The 20,856-nt window shown below is 52.1% G+C and carries 20 protein-coding genes and 1 pseudogene; 9 read left to right on the top strand and 12 right to left on the bottom strand.

Annotation, left to right across the window (positions count from 1 at the left end; genetic code table 11):
* Window positions 1-312 precede the first annotated feature (312 nt).
* Window positions 313-483, bottom strand: coding sequence for a hypothetical protein (locus ACGYLY_RS27020; RefSeq protein ID WP_395291311.1), 171 nt, complete (start codon window positions 481-483; stop codon window positions 313-315).
* Between the two features lie 792 nt (window positions 484-1,275).
* On the opposite strand from ACGYLY_RS27020, the gene ACGYLY_RS27015 reads away from it, so the two are divergent.
* A complete protein-coding gene (locus ACGYLY_RS27015) occupies window positions 1,276-2,238 on the top strand; it encodes a DUF4184 family protein (RefSeq protein WP_395285902.1) in 963 nt (320 codons plus the stop codon).
* 507 nt (window positions 2,239-2,745) lie between these two features.
* Here the strand turns inward: ACGYLY_RS27015 and ACGYLY_RS27010 are convergent.
* Together ACGYLY_RS27010 and ACGYLY_RS27005 are read right to left on the bottom strand one after the other, a co-directional pair.
* Window positions 2,746-3,255: a DUF4184 family protein gene (locus ACGYLY_RS27010; protein ID WP_395285903.1), complete on the bottom strand. Its 510-nt coding sequence runs from the start codon at window positions 3,253-3,255 to the stop codon at window positions 2,746-2,748.
* A 287-nt stretch (window positions 3,256-3,542) separates the two neighbouring features.
* Window positions 3,543-4,277, bottom strand: a complete 735-nt coding sequence (locus ACGYLY_RS27005; protein ID WP_395285904.1) for a hypothetical protein — start codon at window positions 4,275-4,277, stop codon at window positions 3,543-3,545.
* A 443-nt stretch (window positions 4,278-4,720) separates the two neighbouring features.
* On the opposite strand from ACGYLY_RS27005, the gene ACGYLY_RS27000 reads away from it, so the two are divergent.
* Window positions 4,721-5,329, top strand: coding sequence for a trimeric intracellular cation channel family protein (locus ACGYLY_RS27000; protein ID WP_395286015.1), 609 nt, complete (start codon window positions 4,721-4,723; stop codon window positions 5,327-5,329).
* A gap of 110 nt (window positions 5,330-5,439) precedes the next feature.
* Here the strand turns inward: ACGYLY_RS27000 and ACGYLY_RS26995 are convergent, their stop codons facing one another.
* Window positions 5,440-5,559, bottom strand: a complete 120-nt coding sequence (locus ACGYLY_RS26995; RefSeq protein ID WP_395286016.1) for a hypothetical protein — start codon at window positions 5,557-5,559, stop codon at window positions 5,440-5,442.
* Between the two features lie 75 nt (window positions 5,560-5,634).
* Between ACGYLY_RS26995 and ACGYLY_RS26990 the strand changes: the two genes are divergently transcribed.
* Window positions 5,635-6,474, top strand: coding sequence for a VOC family protein (locus ACGYLY_RS26990; RefSeq protein ID WP_395285905.1), 840 nt, complete (start codon window positions 5,635-5,637; stop codon window positions 6,472-6,474).
* Window positions 6,475-6,593: 119 nt separating this feature from the next.
* Here ACGYLY_RS26990 and ACGYLY_RS26985 read toward each other — a convergent pair whose 3' ends face one another.
* Window positions 6,594-6,944 carry a nuclear transport factor 2 family protein gene (locus ACGYLY_RS26985; RefSeq protein ID WP_395285906.1) on the bottom strand — a complete coding sequence of 117 codons (351 nt, stop codon included), beginning with the start codon at window positions 6,942-6,944 and terminating at the stop codon, window positions 6,594-6,596.
* 233 nt (window positions 6,945-7,177) lie between these two features.
* The gene (locus ACGYLY_RS26980; protein WP_395291316.1) at window positions 7,178-7,702 is read right to left on the bottom strand and encodes a universal stress protein; all 525 of its coding nucleotides are present in this window, start codon (window positions 7,700-7,702) and stop codon (window positions 7,178-7,180) included.
* A 163-nt stretch (window positions 7,703-7,865) separates the two neighbouring features.
* Between ACGYLY_RS26980 and ACGYLY_RS26975 the strand changes: the two genes are divergently transcribed.
* Window positions 7,866-8,312: a universal stress protein gene (locus tag ACGYLY_RS26975; protein ID WP_395285908.1), complete on the top strand. Its 447-nt coding sequence runs from the start codon at window positions 7,866-7,868 to the stop codon at window positions 8,310-8,312.
* A gap of 57 nt (window positions 8,313-8,369) precedes the next feature.
* Here the strand turns inward: ACGYLY_RS26975 and ACGYLY_RS26970 are convergent, their stop codons facing one another.
* Window positions 8,370-9,641 carry a nitrate/nitrite transporter gene (locus ACGYLY_RS26970; RefSeq protein WP_395285909.1) on the bottom strand — a complete coding sequence of 424 codons (1,272 nt, stop codon included), beginning with the start codon at window positions 9,639-9,641 and terminating at the stop codon, window positions 8,370-8,372.
* A gap of 433 nt (window positions 9,642-10,074) precedes the next feature.
* Here ACGYLY_RS26970 and ACGYLY_RS26965 point away from each other — a divergent pair, with 433 nt between their 5' ends.
* Window positions 10,075-10,920 (top strand): formate/nitrite transporter family protein, encoded by an 846-nt coding sequence (locus ACGYLY_RS26965; RefSeq protein ID WP_395285910.1) that lies wholly within the window; start codon window positions 10,075-10,077, stop codon window positions 10,918-10,920.
* 537 nt (window positions 10,921-11,457) lie between these two features.
* Window positions 11,458-11,625 (top strand): annotated as a pseudogene (locus ACGYLY_RS26960) (IS5/IS1182 family transposase); the annotation flags it as partial.
* A 547-nt stretch (window positions 11,626-12,172) separates the two neighbouring features.
* Here the strand turns inward: ACGYLY_RS26960 and ACGYLY_RS26955 are convergent.
* Window positions 12,173-13,009: a hypothetical protein gene (locus ACGYLY_RS26955; RefSeq protein ID WP_395285911.1), complete on the bottom strand. Its 837-nt coding sequence runs from the start codon at window positions 13,007-13,009 to the stop codon at window positions 12,173-12,175.
* Between the two features lie 789 nt (window positions 13,010-13,798).
* Window positions 13,799-14,908: a helix-turn-helix transcriptional regulator gene (locus ACGYLY_RS26950; RefSeq protein WP_395285912.1), complete on the bottom strand. Its 1,110-nt coding sequence runs from the start codon at window positions 14,906-14,908 to the stop codon at window positions 13,799-13,801.
* Between the two features lie 115 nt (window positions 14,909-15,023).
* Here ACGYLY_RS26950 and ACGYLY_RS26945 point away from each other — a divergent pair, with 115 nt between their 5' ends.
* Together ACGYLY_RS26945 and ACGYLY_RS26940 are read left to right on the top strand one after the other, a co-directional pair.
* Window positions 15,024-16,421: a cytochrome P450 gene (locus tag ACGYLY_RS26945; RefSeq protein WP_395285913.1), complete on the top strand. Its 1,398-nt coding sequence runs from the start codon at window positions 15,024-15,026 to the stop codon at window positions 16,419-16,421.
* A 218-nt stretch (window positions 16,422-16,639) separates the two neighbouring features.
* Window positions 16,640-17,923, top strand: a complete 1,284-nt coding sequence (locus ACGYLY_RS26940; protein WP_395285914.1) for a bifunctional metallophosphatase/5'-nucleotidase — start codon at window positions 16,640-16,642, stop codon at window positions 17,921-17,923.
* Between the two features lie 47 nt (window positions 17,924-17,970).
* Here ACGYLY_RS26940 and ACGYLY_RS26935 read toward each other — a convergent pair whose 3' ends face one another.
* Entirely contained in the window at window positions 17,971-18,822 is an 852-nt protein-coding gene (locus tag ACGYLY_RS26935; protein ID WP_395285915.1) for a geranylgeranylglycerol-phosphate geranylgeranyltransferase, read from the bottom strand.
* 134 nt (window positions 18,823-18,956) lie between these two features.
* Between ACGYLY_RS26935 and ACGYLY_RS26930 the strand changes: the two genes are divergently transcribed.
* A complete protein-coding gene (locus ACGYLY_RS26930) occupies window positions 18,957-19,412 on the top strand; it encodes a helix-turn-helix domain-containing protein (protein ID WP_395285916.1) in 456 nt (151 codons plus the stop codon).
* 52 nt (window positions 19,413-19,464) lie between these two features.
* Here ACGYLY_RS26930 and ACGYLY_RS26925 read toward each other — a convergent pair whose 3' ends face one another.
* Together ACGYLY_RS26925 and ACGYLY_RS26920 are read right to left on the bottom strand one after the other, a co-directional pair.
* The gene (locus tag ACGYLY_RS26925) at window positions 19,465-19,908 is read right to left on the bottom strand and encodes a hypothetical protein (RefSeq protein WP_395285917.1); all 444 of its coding nucleotides are present in this window, start codon (window positions 19,906-19,908) and stop codon (window positions 19,465-19,467) included.
* Complete coding sequence (locus ACGYLY_RS26920) at window positions 19,905-20,765, bottom strand: ParA family protein (protein WP_395285918.1); 861 nt, start codon at window positions 20,763-20,765, stop codon at window positions 19,905-19,907. Before ACGYLY_RS26920 ends, ACGYLY_RS26925 begins: the two co-directional genes overlap by 4 nt.
* Window positions 20,766-20,856 lie beyond the last annotated feature (91 nt).

The raw sequence follows: 20,856 nt of genomic DNA, 5'->3' as shown, positions 1-20,856 counted from the left end.
GATCGATTTTGAGATTGTCTGGTTCCCGTATAAGATCAAGAGAGTTGCGACACAGAGTCCAAACCCTGCCCGAGAAACCGACTCGACTACGAACGGCGTATTACTACTGATTCCAAGATACAACTGAAAAACAAACAGGCAAACACCAACCGCGATGAGACTCGGCCGGCGTTGACGTGCGGTTTGGTTGGAGGACGTGGCCATATTTTCTGAATGTATCGTATAGGTTAATAAACTAACGTGTTGGTGATTGGCAAGCAATCATCGTCGAGAGACTACTTCGTTAAACCATTGTTCTTGACCAACTCCCACTCAACCAGATGTGAAGACCGCTGTTGCATCCTCAGTGACGCCGGCCAGCAGCCGTCTGATCCCATCATTTTCGAGCAATCGGGGCGCAAGCCAGTCAGCATCACTCTCACCGTCCCATGTCTCGTCCAGGACGATTGCAAGCTCGCTTTGGAACGTATCGAACAAGGGCATCTTACGGAAAATATGTAGTCTCCTCTCTATGGATTGCTGTAACCAATCGCCAGCCAACCCGGAAGGGAATACACGCTTTTCAACAGATACACGTCATTGTCCTAGATTGTTTGTTTCTATACAATCACTACAAAACATATACCAACCCTCGATAAGGACAATTTGTGGCGCGGTTCCCTCTGACATACCCTGAATGGGTTCCCACGTGGGTCTGGCGCCATCACTCCCGATCCACCCCCACCCCCGATCCCGCAACGTCCTCCCTCCTGCTCGAACGCGTGTCATGGGACGAGCAGGAACTTTCATTATCGAGCGATTGGTGCGGTCCCTGCTGGTTATAGTAGAGTAAAAGCCGTTCAAGTCAGCGCTGGACGCTCAGCCGACTGCTCACCTACGACGATGGAAGCGGTCGATAAACTGCCAGTACCGGGCTACACGGATAGTGCTGAACGCACCGAATTATCACTGCTCGCTCGTATCGAGAGTGAATTCCAGTAGCGTTAGTATAGTATACTGACAGCAAGTGATCGACCGATAGCTGGCGCTGTCTTTCGAAAGTAATTGGCTCTATAGACGGTGACGAGCGGGGAACTTCCTCGTAGATAGCCAAGGGCGAGGAATATTATGCGGATACCTATTGGCGACGCCGTAACTAGAGCGTTCGCTGCACTTGCTTTGAATCCGACCAAACCCACGACACCTAATGGGTAGTTTCCTCCTCTCGACCAAGAAGTTGCTTTGAGGTCGCGAAACAAAAAGTACTACCAGTAGACATGAGTAGGAAAGTCGTGTATGCCACTCACCCCGTTTCACTTCGGTCCAACCCTCCTGTTTGGCTATCCACTGCGCCGACGATTGGATTTGGGAACGTTTTTGGTTGCAAGCGTGATTCTCGATGTCCGCGCGATACTCGTTTTCTTCGGTATTCTTTCAGGTCCACAGCATGGATTATTGCACAACACGCTTCTCGGAGCATTCGCTGTCGCAGTCGTGTTTGCAGGGTGTGTTCTACTGTTCGCCCGCCAATTCCCCTGGGTTGCCAACCACGTGAGCTCGCGACCTGAATCAGCACTATGCGTCCTCCTCGCGAGTGTGGCAGGAACATGGTCGCACGTCATCCTTGACGCGTTCACACATCCCGAAATGCAACTCTTCTACCCACTCCCTGGAAACCCACTGTACGGCCTGATTGACCCATTCACTATCTACGGCTTGTGTGCACTCAGCTTTCTTCTGTTTATGGGTTTCGTGGGAATCACGATTCTCCGAACGGTGCGGAACCATGGACTAACATATTATAGATCACAAAATCGGATCTGGAAAGTAAGTGTTACAGTCGGAATCGTAATTGGGGTGACCGTGGGAGTGGTCGCTGCTGCCGGAGCAGTCTCGACAATAAACGCGGTGTCGGGAATCAGGTCCCCTGAGGTCACTGTTGAGCGTATTAACGAGTCACATGCAGCGGTTTCATGGACGACAGACAAGCCGACGACTGGCCACCTCCGAATTGATGTCTCCCATCATTGCGGGCCAGCATGGGGACAGAGAATACCTGCGAAGCGATTCAATGACTCATCGGTCGGAAAAACTCATCTTGTCATCGCTCCGATTTACGATCTACCCTCGGACGTGAATCGAACAATTGGTGCTGGAAAACCAGTGAAATGGTATCAAGTAGAGGCAGTGTCAGTTGGCGAAAGAGAAGTCGTCGGAACTACTGTGATCAATCGCAATCTCAGCCAGACGTGCCAGTGACGCGATCACGGTTGGTCAGTTTGTATCCGCTCCGACTGTAATTTGATCGTATCTTCAGTATTAACGCTCATCACTTATTAGCAAACCCACAGTTTGAGTTGCACTGTTTGACGTTAATTGTCCGAATGATCAATCTTAGAACCGAAGGAAGGAGAACCTAACGCGTCAACACGTGAACCAATGTTAGTCGTCGTTAGCGTCCACGAGGAACGCCGTGAGCCACTCGTCGGGTATCAGGAATAAGGCCCGGAGCGTCATTCAACACCTCCATGTCACCAATCTCGTGCCCGCATGGTCGGAGCGTGATCGCCGTGGGGCCACGAGTCGTACCTTCCAGCACTAACTGACCGCAGTCCGGACAGCGTTTGCCTGTCATTCGGTGACCTTCTCAAGCCGCAGCGATCCACCGCAATCGCCGCAACTGTAAGTCTCCGGATATATTACGTGGTTCTTAGCTCGAGAGAATGTTGGGCGACGACAAGCGACGCACCAGTCCGTCGGTGGGGGTTAATAGCTCATGTGGAAACTGCCTCTTCGCCAGCGGTAGAGATGAATCAGATAGAGAATCCCACCAAAGAGGAATCCGGCGACACAGATAATATAGACGTCAGAGAGAAACAGAAGGCCAAGCAAGGGATTCTCCGTGAGCGGATAGAGGGGCTGCATATCTGCATGCATGATTGCATCGAGAATGAGATGGCTGTAGATCCCAATGAGGCTCGCAGCCACAATCCGATACCATGATCGCTTTTGTGCAAGGCCGAAGAGTGCACCAAGTCGGTTCCAAAATGGCTTCGTCTTGTACATAATCACAGCAAGGAGCCCAGCTAAGAGCGTGCCGCCAAGCACTGTATGCAGGGGACCATGGAGATTCCCAGTGAAGGGCCCGAAATAGATTGCGATTGCCCTCAGATCGACAATCATCGCCCCAATACAGAGCGTTGGGAAATCGAGCCAGCGAAAGAGCGCAACACCAAAGAACACGCCAATACCGAGGTGATAGGGCGTCAGAGGCATATTAACAGAGTAATCACAAATTCATTTAATTGTTACTATGATCATAACTCTCGGTCGGTTCGTGATTGTGGTCACGAATACCGCCATTCTGCAGCACCGATAGCGTACGAATCGTTCGTTATAACCATCTCAGAACCAGTTCGGGGTGAGAACGCGTTGCGCATAGATCGCGAAGGGGGTCCCGGGGGGTGGTTACTTCCGCTTATAATTTATGTCAAAATATATCTTCATGCTGAGGAGAGATAATACAGTAATCATTCAACACGCTATCGCTTTTTTTGATACTTTCACATTGCAGTGGTGTTAGCTACCCAGTCCGGACGCTCTGGCGATGCACCAAGCGTGGCGACTCGATACTCGAAATGGGAGTTCCCGACCTCGAAGACAGCCGTGTGGATGACACCGCGTTCGTCAATGATAAGCCGTGAGGTACTCTTCTTCTGTTGCTGGCTGGAGTTACCAACGAGTGTCGTGAATGTGTGCCCATTGCGGGAAACGACGTTCGTAACGTTGAAACGATAGGATTTGATGGTTTGTTTGCGCAGTGGCGCTTTCATGCGTGCGATATGTGACGGGAGACGTTCAACGGGAACTGTTCCCTGAACGAGAGAGCCGTGACGGAGTGTCGTCGTCGAATTCCCCCAAATTTTGAATCGATTCTTCTCTATGATCGATGACTCACCGGTCTCATTTTTGGAGCGAACTCTCTTCGCCTGAATATGAAACTGTTGGCTGTTGGGTCCGACGACTGTGCGGAACGTCTTGTTCGTCTTCTCGTTGCGGTGGTAGAGGGTGATGGTGCCATTCAGTGTGTACCCCTTTGCATGGAGTGTCTCATTGTGCGCTGTGATGAGTGTTGACGCGTTCGTGACGCCGGATTTGTTGACACCAGGAGGGAGGTTGGCAGTAGATGCGTTGGAGGGGTCGGATGTTGATGACGTTCCAGGGTTGAGTGTGCCGAGACATCCCGAGCTGAGGAGGAGAAGGCTAACAAGCACGACGGGCAGCAGTCTTTGTCTCACATCCGATTGTCAAGTACAAAATATAATAAGCTTTCTCCACGCGTTCAAGATTACTGCCCCCGTTAGTGGTGCACACCACGGACTACGCACAGATTGATTCGAGGGTCCCGGGGTAGGTCCACTTCCGCTTATGGAATTAACCGGCAGTGCATCAGACACCACCACTTCCAGTGTAAACTGCCGATAGAACCGCTCTATCTGCCAGTATCAGCCACCCAGATGTTGATAAATTATATGCCGCGATATCAAAATCCGGCACAGGAAGATGAGACTACACAAGCAACAGAGTACTCGCTTCAATTTCTGGTATCCGTGTAAAACGTGACGCATTATCGAGACTGGGATAGAGACCGAAGACGAAGCGCTCATCAGATCCGTTATCCTGTTTTGAACCAGTGACGCAGGAGATCGCCGAAGCACTGTTCGTTGATCCATTCGCCGTGATGAACACGATTGGGCTCGTTTCGTTCGCGCTGGTTGGCGCAACCAAGGCGATACGCGAGGAATTCGACATGTTCGGAGTCACTGTGATCGGCCTCGCCACGGCATTCGCTGGCGGGATGACCCGTGACCTCCTCGTCAATCGAATCCCGCTCGCACTCAGCTCACCCGTTGAGATGGGTCTCGGCTTGCTCGGTGTTGGACTGGCGATTGGGGTGAGTGCTGCATTCGAGTCAGCCGACACCCATCCACTGATACTGCTCTCGGATGCAATCGGGCTTGCCGCGTTTACCACGACAGGCGCTATCGTTGCAACACAGGCCGATATTCCAGCGTTCGGCGTCGTCGCGATCGCGACAATCAACGCCGTCGGAGGGGGTGCCATCGCGGATATCCTGCTGGATCGCTCACCCTTCATCTTACTCGACGACTTCTACGCCAGTTGTGCGGTACTGGGTGGCAGCACATACTGGGTTGTCCTCACTGCCGGCGGTTCGAACGGAACCGCTGCAGCGGTGTGTGCATTGATGGTCGTTGGAACACGAATTGGTGCACTCATCTACGGATGGTCGCTCCCGACAGCCCAAGAACTGGGATTAACGCGCGAGTAGGACGCTCAACAGCCAAGAAGGGAAAGACAAACAACGCATAAATCTCTCATCATTCGAGTTACCCAAGCCGTTCAGTCATCATTGCCTGGCTACCGTGGGTTGCAGACATCTTACAGCCAGTCTTCACCCCAGGCGTCAAGTGACTCGAACACGGGACAAAGGACGTCCCCCATCATAGTCAGAGTATAATAACTCGTGACCGGCGATTCGAACTCTTTGCACGTCTCGATGGAACTCCTCTTTGATTTGCCTCAGTCAAGGGGCACAGACGGATAAGCAGCGCTCACTTATACTATGGTGACCCAATGAATCCAAACAGACTACCGCCAAGGACACGTATTGGACGAACCGCTCTCCGGGTCTCAGACCTTAAAGAACTAACCGAGTTCTATCGGGATGTCGTCGGTCTCAGTGTACACGACCAATCCGATACCATCGCGATTCTCGGAGTTGACGAAACGCCCCTCCTTGTTCTTGAGGAAGATGCAGATGCACTCACACGACATGAGTCGGCCACGGGGCTCTACCACAATGCATTCAGAGTGCCCTCGCGGGAGGCCCTCGGTGATGCACTCGGTCGGATTCAGGACCACTGGCAACTCAGTGGTGCTTCCGACCACCGGGTCAGTGAGGCCCTCTATCTCACGGACCCAGAGGGAAACGGCATCGAGGTCTACCGTGACTTCCCACGCGACGAGTGGCCCATCGCCGACGATGGAACGGTGCAGATCAGTACTGAACCCCTTGATCTCGATAGTATCAAAGCCGCTGCCGGAGGTGGAACTCAGGCACCTCCGGGAACGGACGTTGGACATGTCCATCTCGAAGTTTCCTCGCTTGACGCATTCAGAGACTTCTATGTTGATACCATCGGATTCGAGGTGCAAACAACCATGCCAGCCGCGCTCTTTGTGTCTGTCGGAGGGTATCATCACCACATCGGCGCGAATACGTGGCACCATCGAACGGGGACAGCAAGTGGCCGAGGATTATCTTGGTTCGAGGTGGTTCTTCCAGAAACACGGGCACTCGACGTGCTCCGAGACCGACTCGTGGACAGTCAGGTTACAGTGATCGAAACGGACGACGGCATCTCGGTCACGGATTCCAACGAGATTGATATTCGGTTCCGAGTTGAGACCTAGTTCGTCGTTCCGACAAAGCCCGCTTGTATAGGTTCCTTCAAAAACAGTTCTCGTGAGGTTCTTGACTCACTCGGCTTGAGACAAGGTACTCAGAGACGCTAACTAATCGGATCTAATTATCAAACAGCCCCAAGATCGGTATAGGTCCAGCGTTCAGATATCAACCCCTGCTCATTGAAATGATGAACATCGGCAAACCCGAATTTGATGTGCTCGTCCCTGAGTATGCCTTCAAACCGTCCACGCACTACGACTGACCGATCGTCTACATGGAGTTCGTCGACAGTATGAGAACCCTCACTAAGAGGACGATGAGTGAGATAAAATTCTTTGAAATCTTGGAAGCCTCGAATCGTCGGTTGACCAGATCGATGATACACAATCTTGGAAGCAAAGAGATCAAACAACGCCTCGTACTCTTCTGCATCGACGTAATCGTAATACGACCGAATCGCTGTTTCGAGTTCCATAATGGTCGCTTAGGTACTAACACAAAATAGTTCCTTTCGAAAACTCATTGAGCGAAGATGGTTGACATCCGCTTAAAACTAAAAATGTTCCTGTGAGCTACCATATTATTTTCACATCAACTGCCCACTCATCGAAGTTCGTCACCAGTCAATTGACAATTTCTATGATGGCTGTTTTGAATGGAGCACCAATTGTTGTTGTAGTCGTGACCAAACCGCGTTGGACAGACGAATTAGGAATCATTGAACTGATGTTCTCGACAGGGATTGTTTTGACACGTTGAGGAGTACTTACTCCGTTCTGAGGCTACATATTTGCTCTCTACTGGCTTCTTTTGGATCGTTAAAACAGGTTGTTCTGCTCGTCGAATTGTCCGCTCTGTAACGCTACCGTGCAGAAGCCGACTGAATTCGGTCCGTCTCTGAGGGCTAAGAATGAGTAAGTCGACCGCTATCTCGTTCGCATAGGCACAGATCTCCCCAGCTGGCATCCCTTCTCGGGTCTCAGTGACGACAGTGATATTTCGATCTTCTGCGACACCGCTGATAAATTCCAAGGCTTCACGTCCTTCGTTGTGAAGCCTTGATCGAGTGGATGTAGGACTGGACTGTCCAATAATTCCTGGTCCACTCTGAACAATATCGATGACATAGAGTACATGGATTGTCGCAGTATGGTAGGCAGCGAGATCAAACGCTTGCTGCATTGCTCGGTGATACCCACTCCCATCCGTAGCGAGAAGGAGCGAATTGAACATGAGTATAATACCAATTTGAATGGAGTAATGATTGTGGCGCCGTATATGCAATGTTGTCAAAGTGCCACCTTTTCTATCTCCCCCACTCATGATTGGCCATCAAGTGGCTGCGAACAACATTATCTGTACCGCAAAACAATATACAAAAAGAACGCACCAACCCATGTTCGATCGAATACTCATCCCAACGGACGGCAGTGATCCAGCCAAACCCGCGGTAGAGATGGCACTCAATCTTGCGAAAGCGCATGATGCAACGCTCCACGTGCTCTATATTGTCGACCAACCTACGTCCGTCTCTGGTATGGGCGAGGGATTCTCTGGCCTAGACGACCTCCTAAATGCGCTTGAAGAACGAGGCCAGCAGGCAACGAAAGAAATCGTCGACCAAGCCAGAGAGCAGGATCTCGAGACGATAACAGCGGTTCGTCGTGGAGAGCCTCACGACGATATCCTCTCGTACGCAGAAGATCACGATATCGATGTTATCGTCATGGGGACACACGGGCGTACTGGTGTTAAACGGGCTCTCCTCGGAAGTGTCACAGAAAACGTCGTGCGTCACTCCGAGATCCCGGTATTAACTGTGCACCGAGACCCTGAAGAATAAGATACGGATTTCAATACTATCTGCCTTTCTCAGCAAGCGTGGGTGGGTTGAAGATATTTAGTGGAGAGCTGCTTCGTCAGCCGTCTCTTCAGGTTCCGGGATCAGCCATTTGAGAGCGGCAGCAACGATGACACAGAGCCCGCTTAAGATGACGAAGACAGCAAACCCTCTGGCGTATCCGATGTGCCCGTAGATGTCCACGAAGAGCCCCATCAGCGGGAGAATAACAAGAGTGCCACCGCCGCCAATGCCACTGATCCAGCCAGAGGCACCACCAACGGCCTCCGGGACGAACTTCGGCACCAGTTCGAACACGGCCGCATTGGCGAACCCCATACCCGTCCCAAGGACCATCATGCCGAGGATTGCTGGCCAGAATCCAGTGGCGACAGTCATGATCCCGCCGCCAATAGCCATAATGCCGAAACTGATGATCGCAACAAGTTCACCGCCGAATCTGTCGCTGACACTGCCTGCGGGAACTCGGATAAGAGACCCGTAGACGATGAAGATGCCTGCCAGCAGGCCAGCTGTCGCGAGCGTGAGCTCGTGGAACTGTTCCCAGTAGGTGGGGAACCAAGCTGACAGGGAAGTGAACCCGCCGCCGAACGAAACCGTGTACAAGAAGACGAGAATCCACGTCCGGCGGTTTCTCGCAGAGATCCTCAACGAATCCCATGTGCCACCCGACGGGAAGATATCTTGTCCGAGCTCGTCAGCGATTTCTTGTGATTCCTCCGGCGTTTTACCCTGCTTGCGGAGCTGGAAGTAGTACGGATCAACCGCGTACACGGCGTAGATAGCGGTAACGACCAGCAGGAACACTAACCAGGTTGAGTAGGCCATTGTTAGCCCCCAAATGCCGATAAGGACGGGGAGGACGTAGACGACCATCCCCGGGCCGATGTTGCCGACGCCGGCAAACGCGCCGAGCGCGAACCCCTGTTTATCGTTGGGATACCAGTAAGAAGTCTGCGTGATCCCGGCGGAAAATGTCGCTCCACCTGCACCTGCCAAGAATCCGAAGAACACCAGCACAGGGTAGAGACTCATGTCGAAGTTCTCTGGATAGGTCAGGAACAGCGTGATAACCAAACCTGCTGTTCCAATGATCGTCGAGGCCATGAGAATGAGCAACGGTTTTCGTCCGCCGACTTCGTCCACCCATGCACCGAAAGGGATTCTGAGAATTGCTTTGCTAAGGTGCGGTGAGCTCAGCAAGAGTCCGTGAAGGACGCCGGCAAGCGCCAAGTGCTCTTCGAGGATTGGTCCTGCCGCCCCATAGAACACGATGGTAGTGAGGCCCGCATAGAAGACGAGCGTGGACATGATGAGCCCGCGTTTGGGAGTCCCTGTGACGTCATGTTGAGCCATGAGTTGCTCTGTTTCAGTCATTACTCAGGAGTGGTTTTCTGTCGTCTGCGAAATTCGATAAGAGATCCACCTACACGGATGGCTATGCGGCATCGACTTCGCTCTCTAGCTGGAGATTGTATTGTACCCATCTTCGTACAGTTTGTGTTTCGGTGATGGACCCCTTGTCTTTATCGAATTATATTTTGAATGTCAATTTTTGAAAACCCGAAATCTGCATTCTCAGTTCCTCGTAGGTAGTGATGAACTAACGTTGATTGGTGGATTGTCAGGTAAATTATTTCTCTTCGCTTCCGGGGTAAGACACAGTCAAATAACGGATTGCATCCCTCTCCGAGCTAAATTCGCCCCCTTTAACATCCATCCACAGAATCTATATTAACAGATAATGAGTTCTGAGTCTGACGGTGAACCATCAGGGGCCTCACTTTCGTATCGAAATATTCTCGAGCGGGAGATGGAAAGTGCGCTCAAGGAGATTCATCGTCCTCCAAAGGGCGTGTTTTTATCTGGGTTATCAGCTGGCCTCAATCTCAGCTTCGGCGCATTACTCATGGCGATGGCTTTGACCTATTCTGGTGGATTTGGGTCAAAACTCATCCAACAAATCACGCTCGGTGCCGTGTCATCGATTGCGTTCTTATTCGTCGTCATTGGCCAAACCGAACTGTTCACTGCTCACTCGACGATGGCGATTCTGCCAGTTCTTGATGACCGAGCGACCATCGGAGAACTTGGTCGAGTCTGGGGTGTAACGTATGTCTCGAATCTTGTGGGTTGTGCATTGTTTGCTGGACTCATCGCTTTCGTTGGTCCACAGATGGGGATCGTCGACGCAGAAGCGTTTGGAACGTTAGCGTCTGCATTGCTCCCCTACGCGTGGTGGGTGATATTCCTCAGTGGTGTAATCGCAGGCTGGCTGATGGGCTTGGTAACATGGCTGTCTGCGGCCAGTCGAGATACTGTTGGTCGTATTCTCTTCGTCCTCATTGGGACTGCAGTCATTGGATTCGGTCCCTTCCATCACAGCATCCTCGGGACAACGGAGGTACTCTCTGCGATATTGCTGGGACAAGGCGTCACGTTGGGCGACTATGGACACTTTATCCTCTGGACGACAATGGGGAATATCGTTGGAGGGGCTGTCTTTGTTGGTCTCATTAACTATGGACACATTGCCCTAGCTGGCGAAAAACAGAACGTCGAGTTTGAAGCAGCAGACCACAACGAGTAATTTCGAACTGAAATTCGAGACTCTATGAGACTGAAAAATCGATTTCTGTTTTTTGGGACGGTGAGTTCGCTCAGTGTGCTGTTACTGGAGACGTTTATTGTCTCTCGAATTCAGCCTTCTCAGTCCTTTACTGAGTGGCATCAAAACCCGTATTTGCTACTCGCCATGGCCACGATGATGGCAATCGCATTTCTGCTGGGACTTACCAAAAGATTCCACGAAATAGTAGTGTTCAGATTTGTCTTCGGAATTGGTGTCTTGCTGTGTTTCACAGCATTGTATAAGGTGGCCATCGCCCCCTCTGAGTGTCTGTTTCAGATTCCGTATGCTCAAGCCGAGATTCCCTGCCGCTATCTTACAGCCTTCTTTGCATTCATCGCTGTGCTTAGCGCTCACTACTATCAGTCTGCATCTCGATTAACCACAAGAGAGTAAGTGCGTTCAAGCAAGGCTGTTAGACGCATTTCGCTCTGTAGGATCATCAGACTGCAACACAGCGACTCGTTATCTCAGTAGAAAGCAACGTAACAGATTGCTCTGGGTTCGGAAATCCGCCACTTCACTTGTCTTGCGGTCGCTACTGCTAAAACAGATATCGCGGACCCAGACGAGCCCACCGACTGAGCGATGCTCATACTTGATATGCTCCGCATCGAACTCAGTAAGTCCGACCGCCAGACGATCGACTTGCTGAGCGAAATGCCGCTGCTGTAGATTCGCAGTACGCGTCTCCCGCAAGGCGCGGTGTAGATTGGAAAACAAGACGCCGTTGAGATGTACTCCAAGCAGACAAACAAACGCTGAATGCACGTCTCTCCGAAGCGCAGGAAGCACAGAAGTACGCGAACAAGGCACGGAAGGAAACTGCATTGCGACCAGCAGAATCCGCTGACAACAACTCTGGCGGCCTGCTGGCACGGCTCCTTGGTCGGTGACTCAGCGCAGGTTCCATTCAACTACCTCGGATCATGTCGTTCACCTCTTCTACAGAAGAAGACGAGATCGGTAGCTGAGTTGTGCGGGGCGAAGAGGCGCGATCGATTACAACATTGTAATAAGGGGGGTTGGCCGAGACAACCCCCCTCGTTTCGCAGAAACAGACGCAGAAAATGACGCACTCCACAGTAGCCGTACAACCGTTACCACCGTGTGTCACCGGCAACGCGGTGTGAATCTCTTGCGGTGGGACCGCCACAGAGGGGGGTTCGTGGAATCCCCGTGATTACAACGTTATAATCTGCTCCGTCCGTGGTTACTTCCCTCCTGTGTTAGCGTCATGGGCGCGCATCCATCCGGCAAGATCGGGATGCGCGAACGAGATCTGGATGTGACGACCTCCAACACCCATTGTCTCTGGTCCGAGATTCTTCGACTCCTTGTAGGTCACACCGGGCACACGCTCGGCCATCTCTTCCATGACTCGATAGCCGTCGTTTTTGTACGCACACCCGTAGTGCGTTGCGACCTTCCGATAATTCATCCGGGCAATCATTGTCTCGTTTTCCGTCGCGAGCTTCTGTCCCGCTTCGAGCACAGCGAGATACTTGTCTTCGATTTGCTGGCTCTCCGCGCGCTTCTCGCGGAAGTTCATGAGCTCGGTATTCTGTTCCGACTGCTGGACCGTCTCGAAGAGTTGCCGACCAACGTTGGACGCTTCCGCGGCAAGGTTCTCCGACTCATCGTCCACTCCGTCCGCACTCTCGTAGTCGCGCACAAGGTTGATGATTCGTGTTATAGACGCCCGTGTCCGAGCGTTCTTCTCTTCATGGTCCACAAGATCGTCGACGTCGTCCTGTATCTCGTCAGTTGTTTCCTCAAGTGCACTCAGGCGGCTCCGATCGTGTGCCCGTTTCTTCTCGGCAGTCTCACGATCTTGCTCTAACGTCTCAACATGCTCTTCTAGCGTATCGATCTGCTCGGCCTGCTGCTGGATCACTGCCCACATCGTTTCGCGGCTTGGGAGCTCCTGCTCAGCCGTACTCGCATTCGATGCGCTCGGCTCAGCCATATCGATCTCTATCGAGGGGGTTACATCGTCATCCGAGATCGCATTCTCGTTATCGTTCTCAGACTCCAATTCGGGAGCCATCAGTGTTCACCTCCGAAATCCGTCGCTCTCATTGGTGTTCCCCCAATGGTGGAAGTCCAAGATCCTCGGGCGACAGCTCTCCTAGCTGATTCGCAACAGATGACATTCCTTGCCGTTCTGGATCGTACAGCTCATACTGAATCAACCACAAGCGAGCCGTCGTCTGAGAGACGTCGAAGTGAGTAGCGGTGCCAGCGATTGTTCCTTCCTGCTCAAAGACAGTCCGCAATTTCTCTGGATCACGGTACGGATGCTGCTTGAGTTTGTTGGCGGTCGTCAACGAGGAGACGCGTTTGGAGAGACTATCAGAGGATGTAGAGAGGTCCGTCGACGACGAACTCGGATGATTCTGCTCTGGAGACGTTACCCACTGATCTAGGCGGCACTGCACGTCCGATGGCGGGGAAACTTTACAAGAGCCGGATTCGTAGTTTCGAGTACTCTGGGACATGATCATAGACTTGTAACTGGGTCATGCTACGCCAGAGACGGTCGGTGCGCCCGCGAACGAGTGCTTAGATCCCACAGACGTTCGCTGATTTGCGCACCGGCGACAGTTGACCCGAGAGCCATGCGATTGGCGGGGTCGCCCGGACAACGTCAACTGACGGCGATCCAGTTGAATGGGTCGGGAACTCACCTCCGGCGTGGCTATTGCTTCTCACCGGGGTGTATTATTTGCATCGCAGTTAACGGTGTTAATTCGTATGAAACAATGAAAATAAAGACGACATTTTTAGATACCACAGCAAAAGCAGACCACAGGAGAAAATATGCGTACAACGACCGCTAGTACGGAGCTAGCTCCAGTTCGGTTGGGTGCTTCGCTTGCTCACGATAGGTTTCGTACAGATCAATGGCCCACTCGACAATGCGATCATCCGTACTCACGACCATCGCAATATGCTGGCCCCGCCCGAACTGATTGTACGCACCGATTGCAACCTTCCGCTCGTCATAGATCCCAATACCAAGCGTATGAGATTGGTCGAGAACCAGTGGGTCATCACCGTCGATGTCCTCATCGTCAACCCGGTACTCAAAATCAGTCGTTTCAAGCATCTTGAAAAATGTTGGCCGATCCACGATGACCTCGTAGTTCGGCCCGATGTTGAATTGCTGAATCTTGTTGTAGGTTTTGAAAAGGAGCGAATTGTAAATAGAACTCATCCCCCGAAATCGGTCGACTTTCCGGTCGTAGAGCGCCAATGCTGTGGTCAAAACGGAAGATGGGCTACTCGGGTTCGAGATGGTTAACTCGGCGTCAGCGAGCGCCTGGATTGGGACGGTCGCATTCTCTGGTGGGAGGCGTTGGAACCAGGGTGCTTTCTCGATAAGTTGCGTGAGCGACTCTGCTAAGTCGGTGTAAGCCGACAGCACTTGCCGACCGGTATCTGTAATCTGGTATTCACCACGACCCCCTCCTACCCAATCTTTCTCGACGAAGTCGGACAGAGCACGCCGAATCGTGGAATCAGAGGGTGGCTCATCGAGTGCTGTTTGGAACTCCTGGACTCGGTACGGTTCACTCGTCAGTGCCTCCAAAATAGGGAGCAGATAGTCGGAACGAGTAAGGAGGCCCAATTCTTCCTCGGAGAGGATCTCAAGACACGTGTCAAACGCATCAAGAAACAAAAGACCGCCAGCGGTCAGCTCGATTTTATTCTCATCGCGATTCACGAATCCTCGATCTTGAAGCACAGCGAGGTGAGTTGAGACCACTTGTCGAATTGAGTCGATCTCATTGGTGATATCGATTTGAGTGACTGGATTTGAGAGCGAATCGATTGTGCGGAGTACAAGAAGACGGTTTGAATCAATCGCCTCGTTGATTTCATCTCGGACAACTAGTTCTTCACCAGACAGCGGATTCGTTGCTCGATAATCCATAGTAGTCATACCGTCATCTCCTACGGTAGTTTTCTATCCATATCATTTATAGAATTACGAATTTGGCTGCATGAATTCAAAATATATGGAAATACAGTCAGTATGTTCAACTAGTTCCTATAAAATGGCAAGAGAGTCGGACCTCACTGGTTTTATTTATGGTGTCGCAGGATACAATATTATGAAATCAAATCTTCGCCATCCTCCAACTCCTGAAGGACATCCTTTTATTGGCCATACGATCGATTTCGCTCAAGGCCCATTCGATTTCGTTGATCGAGCAATCGAAGAGTGTGGCGACGTTTATCGGATGAAATTGCCAGGCAGTCAAGTGTTCGCACTCGCTCATCCAGACTACTTTAAACAAGCCCTGGTAACCGAGATCGATGCCTTTGGCAAGACCGATGATTTTCAAACGGCATTTGCAGATGGTGTACTTGCGGCAGAAGGCGATCAATGGCGTCGACAGCGGGGTGTGCTCCAGTCGTTTTTTACCCGAAGGCAGGTCGCAGAGTACAGCGACTCCATGGTAGCAGCAACACAACGCCGTCTCGAGACCTGGCGCCATCGAGAAATTCGCGACATGGAAACTGAAATGCAGAATCTTACCCTGGAGGTGCTGTTCGCGACACTGTTTGGTCGCGAACTTCAGCCGGGAGAGGGTGACGATCTACGTGCTGCAGCAGATGGTCTCAACAGCTGGTTTGCACCCACCTCCTGGCTATTGCCGAATTGGGTTCCAACCCTTTCTCGTCGTGATTTTAAGCACTCGAAAGAGCGACTTCGGACAGAAATTCGCGAACTCCTCGGAGAGCAACCCCCATCAGATAGCATAGATACCCATCACTCAGAGACGCTTCTCTCGAAACTCAAGGAAGCACGCGAAGCAACGGATGCGAATCAGTTGAGCCAGAAGGAAGTCGAGGGCGTGATGATAACGATGATCTTCGCGGGGTACGAGACAACGGCTTCAGCTCTTGCATTTGCCTGGTACTCACTTGCTATACATCCCGAGATCCAAGACGCATTTCATGAGGAACTTGATTCTGTTCTTGATGGCGATACACCGACACATGCAGATATTGAGAACCTCACACTCACGCGTCGGATTGTGAAAGAGACCATGCGGCTATATCCATCAGTACACACGGTACCACGTCAAACCACTCGAGCCGTCGAAGTCAACGGATATGAGCTGCCGGCCGATGAAGAGGTGCATCTGAGTATCTTTGCTGTCCATCGTGACCAGCGATTCTACGACGATCCGGAGTCGTTCCGACCGGATCGATGGGAAGCAGACTTAGAAGACCAATTGCCCGAATTCGCGTATATGCCGTTTGGTGGTGGTCGCCGGACGTGTATTGGCCGTGACTTTGCGCTGCTCGAATCGACGTTAGTGTTAGCAACGATTGGCCAAGACTGGGAGTTTGAGTGGAAAGGAGAAGACGACTCGATGTCGATTGAACCCGAACTCACGCTTCAAACTCAGGATGGCCTACCAATGTGGATGAAGCGTCGATAAAACAAGTAAATGGTCTCTTGAGGCAGAGAATGGGGTCAGCACGAACTTACCAACTTGGCACCGGTTGAGGCACCCACAGGGTCGGGGATCAGTTTCGTGAAATGAGCGAGTAAAGCAAGGGATCCGTACCGCGATCAATGCGGTCGCTGAGCGTCTGGGAATACATGCTCATCTGAACTCGAACGTTCAAGTCCCCAGAGTCACGACAAACAGATAACATGCCGACGCTTCTCCACTACTCCGACATCGAGAATGCCTTCGACCGTCCCGAACGAGTCGCAAAGCTCGTGGCAACCCTCCGGACGCCTGCCGACGCCGTCGTCGTTGGATCCGGCGACGTGCTCGCTCCCGGCGCCCTCGCGAACGAACACGAAGGCCGCCATGCATTTCCGTTCTTTGAAGCTGCTAATCCAGCCACAGAGACCTTCGGGAACCACGACTTCGATTTCGGTATTGACGCCCTCCAAGCGATCGTTGAGGAATCACCCCAACCATGGGTATCAGCGAATGTCATACTCCCCGATATTGACGTCCCGCAGTCAGTCGTCGTCGAACATACCGGTGGACGTATCGGAATCACTGGCGTTACCGCATCCGACGCTATCGGAGACTGGCTGGAGGGGGTTCGATCCACTGATCCTGTAGAGGCGGCACGGCGGGAGACCGAACGCCTCCGACCGAACTGTGACACCGTGATTCTCCTCGCGCACGTTGGCGATAGGATGACGACTACTCTCGCCCAAGAGACCGCGGCCGACGTAGTATGTGCTGGGCACGTCCACTCCGAGCGCGTCGATCACATAGACAGCACCTGCATTGTGCGGCCTGGAGCAAACGGCCGGATCGTCAGCGCTGTTGATCTCGATACATTGGAAGTGTCCTCTCGCCATGTCCCTGACTGGACACCCGACTCGGCGGTCGGTGATCAAGTCCGTACCCTCCGTGAAGGAACTGGCCTCGACGATATCGTCACCCACGTCGAGACACTCATTTCACGAGAGCGGCAGACCCGCTACAACGGTACCTCGCAAGTCGCCGGATTCGTGGCCGCCGCGACCCGGTGGGCAGTTGACGCCGACGTTGGCATCATCGACTCAGGCGGCGTTCGGGACGGCCCACCGCTGGTTGGCGATATCACCGTCGGCGAAATACGTGGCCTCTATCCCTTTGAGGCACCTATCGCAGTCCTTGAACTGAATGGCTCCCAACTTCGGGCACTAACAAACTCTGCAATCCGAACCGACGAATACCCCGACAACCCCGTTTGGGCTCACTTTGACGGCCTAAACGTTGACTGGACTATGGATGGTCTCCAAGGAGTCACGACACAAAACGGCCCGCTTGTCGGCGACAAGCGGTACACTGTTGCCACCTCAGCGTACGTCGCCGGCAGCGGAACATTCGACGGCGTTACTGATGCTCAGAGTGACGAAGACGGCCCTCTCCACCCGGATGCCCTCGTCGCATACGCCCGTAAGAAGGGCTTCGATACGGTCAGGTAGAAGCATCCCTTTCTTCGTGGGTCCGTGGAGTATTCGATAAGAGGAAGTCATAGAAGAAGCGTCAAGCGGCCACCAATGAATGCCACTGCCGAGATGTACATCCCGTACTTCAACAAAGATTGTCCACCCGTTGGATCATCGAAACTCCGATAGCCGGAGTAGAGCATGAGGAGAACCGCCGGTGCAACCAGCACAAGATACGCGACCCCAAATGTTCCGATGAAGTACGGCACTGGACTCGCGAGCATCCCGACAAGGAGTACTACCATCGCGAGCAACAATGCCGGCTGTCGACCGATCGAGATTGGAAGTGTATTCAGCCCTTCCTCGCGGTCGCCAGCAAGATCTTCGACGTCCTTGATTACTTCTCGTGCGAATGTCGACAGTGCTGCTAACAGGAACAGAACACCGACTGCCGGACTCAGGTTGCCAACTGCTGCTGCACCAAACAAGAATGTACTCCCGCCAAGATACGACACAAGCAGGTTGCCGACGCCTGGTAGCCCCTTGAAGAATTCTGTATACGTGACGAGTGCAACAAGGTTGAGAACTGCGATGATCGTTGCTAGCGTCGGCAGCAAAAGAGCGAGTGTGCCAGCGATAGCAAACAAGACGAGACTAAACACGAGGACAGTTCGCGGCGCGACGGCACCACGCGGAATTGGCCGTTCTGGGTTGTTGATTCGGTCGATATCCCGATCGAAATAGTCGTTGATGGCCATACCCGCACCAGTAGCAAGAATCGTTGTGATGACGGCAGCACTACTCGCGCCAAGATGGGACAGAATTTCGCTGCCTTGAGCAACGAACGCGCCAGTAAACGTCAGTACGCCCGACGCAATGGCATTCCCTGGCCGGGTGAGTTCGAGAAGTCCTCGAATGCGCTCGTCAGATGACACACCACCGATTTTCGTTGCTGCGGCTATAAACAACACGAAACGGATAACATCGTAATCGGGTCAAATAGAATCCCGTCGCACGCTTTTGTTGGTGTGTCGGAAAAACCTATTAGTCATCACTAGATAATGCCGGTATGGAATTAGCAGATGACAAAGTGGCGGGGAAATCGGAATGTTCTGGTGGTCAAGTAGAGAACCCTTCCAGACGAACCCAGGCGTTTCAGCAACTTCTCAAAAGGAGCCCTAATGTGGAACTGACGGACGCAATGGCCACGGTTTGTGGAATCAATAAAGCCGAATTTCGCGTATATTTGGTGATACTCGATCATCCACACTGCTCAATCGCCGAGATTGCAGATGTTCTCGACCGCGATTCTAGTACAATTGGCAAGCAGTTGAAATCGCTGCTCAAACAAGAATTTGTGACTCGGTATCCCCGGAATGTCGCCGATGGGGGTGTCAAATATCTCCATGTAGCTCAATCACTTGCTGAAACCAAACAGCAGCTACAAGACGAGGCGAACGCCTGGATGGACACAGTTCAGTCTCAGCTCATGAATCTTCGAGAAAATGAGCACACATCAATGTAGTTCTAGTTTCGGATTCTGGACCACAAATTCCGGGGGTTCTACCAGTCTAGCCTTATTCAGACTCGGTTACTGACGGAATATCAAGGCGGTCAGCAAGTTCGTCTTCAGAATCGATTAGCAATTCAGCTGCGGCTGCCCAAAAATCGCGATGCTTTTCGATTCCACCTTGTCCTGCGAGCTTTGAACGAGCGTCGAATCGTTCATACATACCGTTCAGGGCATCTGCTCGATCACTGCCAACAGCCATGTATATCCGCTCTTGATTGCGGCTTGCGTTTGGATCTGGATCAGGTCCTGGCGACGAACCCGTGTTACTCGGGTTACCCGAGTTATTCGAGTTACTCGCGTTTTCTGTCTCACTTGCTAAACCCGGGTTATTCATCTCCTCTGTGGTAGACGCGTTTGATGAATCACTCGCTGAGGAAGAGGAGGGTGGCTCAGGAGAGATACGATCCTCAAATCGCTTACCCAGTTCGTTTTGACTGTCGTCACTCATTGATACTCCTCCAGGTGTTCTGCAATTCGATGATACGCATTACGTAGCTCATCGATTTTCTTACGATCCCACGGGTAGTCGCCTAACTCAGGGTTGTAGCTAAACACTGTTGAGTGATTCTCGATTGCGTGTTCAATCGCACTCCGATCTGGAATCTCAAAAACGAAATCTTCGCCGAAGGTCTGATAGAACCAGTCTCGTGTTTCAGTGACGACAGAACCTTGCGCAGGGACTTCGTTCAAGACGGCTCCAAGCGTCCGAATGGAATACTTCTTCGAGTCACCGTCTGTGAATCGATCTTCAAGCGTGTCAATCTCGTCAAACAGAATTTCCAGCGAATCTCTCGCGATGATGTTTGGGTTGGCTGGGAACAGGACGTTCTCAGTTGCGATTAATGCACCATCCGCTAGAGGGCCGAGGTTTGGCGGTGAATCAATGAGAACGAAATCATAGTCATGCTCGTACCGATCAAGTGCCATTCGGAGTGCTTCGATACCGCGTGTCTGAGAATGCAGATGCTTCTCTAAACGGAAGTTTCGAATATGTGCTGGAATAAGATCGAAGCCTTCCGGACCCTCATGAGCGGCACTATCGATGTCCCAATTCGAAACAACGAGTTGGTCAAGGTCGTCTAGCGTTAGATCCCCAAGATCGGCTAGTACATCGAATAATGCAGGGGCGTCACTTTGTCGGTAGCGATCTCGAAGCCCAAGCTTGAGTGTTGTGCCGCCCTGGGGATCAGCGTCGAGGACTAGTACTCGGTGACCGCGGTCAGCAAGTGCTGCAGCGAGATTTTTCGTCGTTACGGTCTTTCCAACACCGCCTTTTTGCTGAGAAACGGCAACTCGAAGCGTCATACAACCACCTCGTAACCCGCGTAACACGGGTTAGTCGAGTTATCTGGGTTAGTCGAGTTATCTGGGTTAGTCGAGTTATCTGGGTTAGTCG

This window comes from Haladaptatus sp. CMAA 1909 (assembly GCF_043952005.1).
Lineage (GTDB): Archaea > Halobacteriota > Halobacteria > Halobacteriales > Haladaptataceae > Haladaptatus.
The sequence above is the reverse complement of the archived record's forward strand: the minus strand, read 5'-3'. Positions and strand labels throughout refer to the sequence as shown.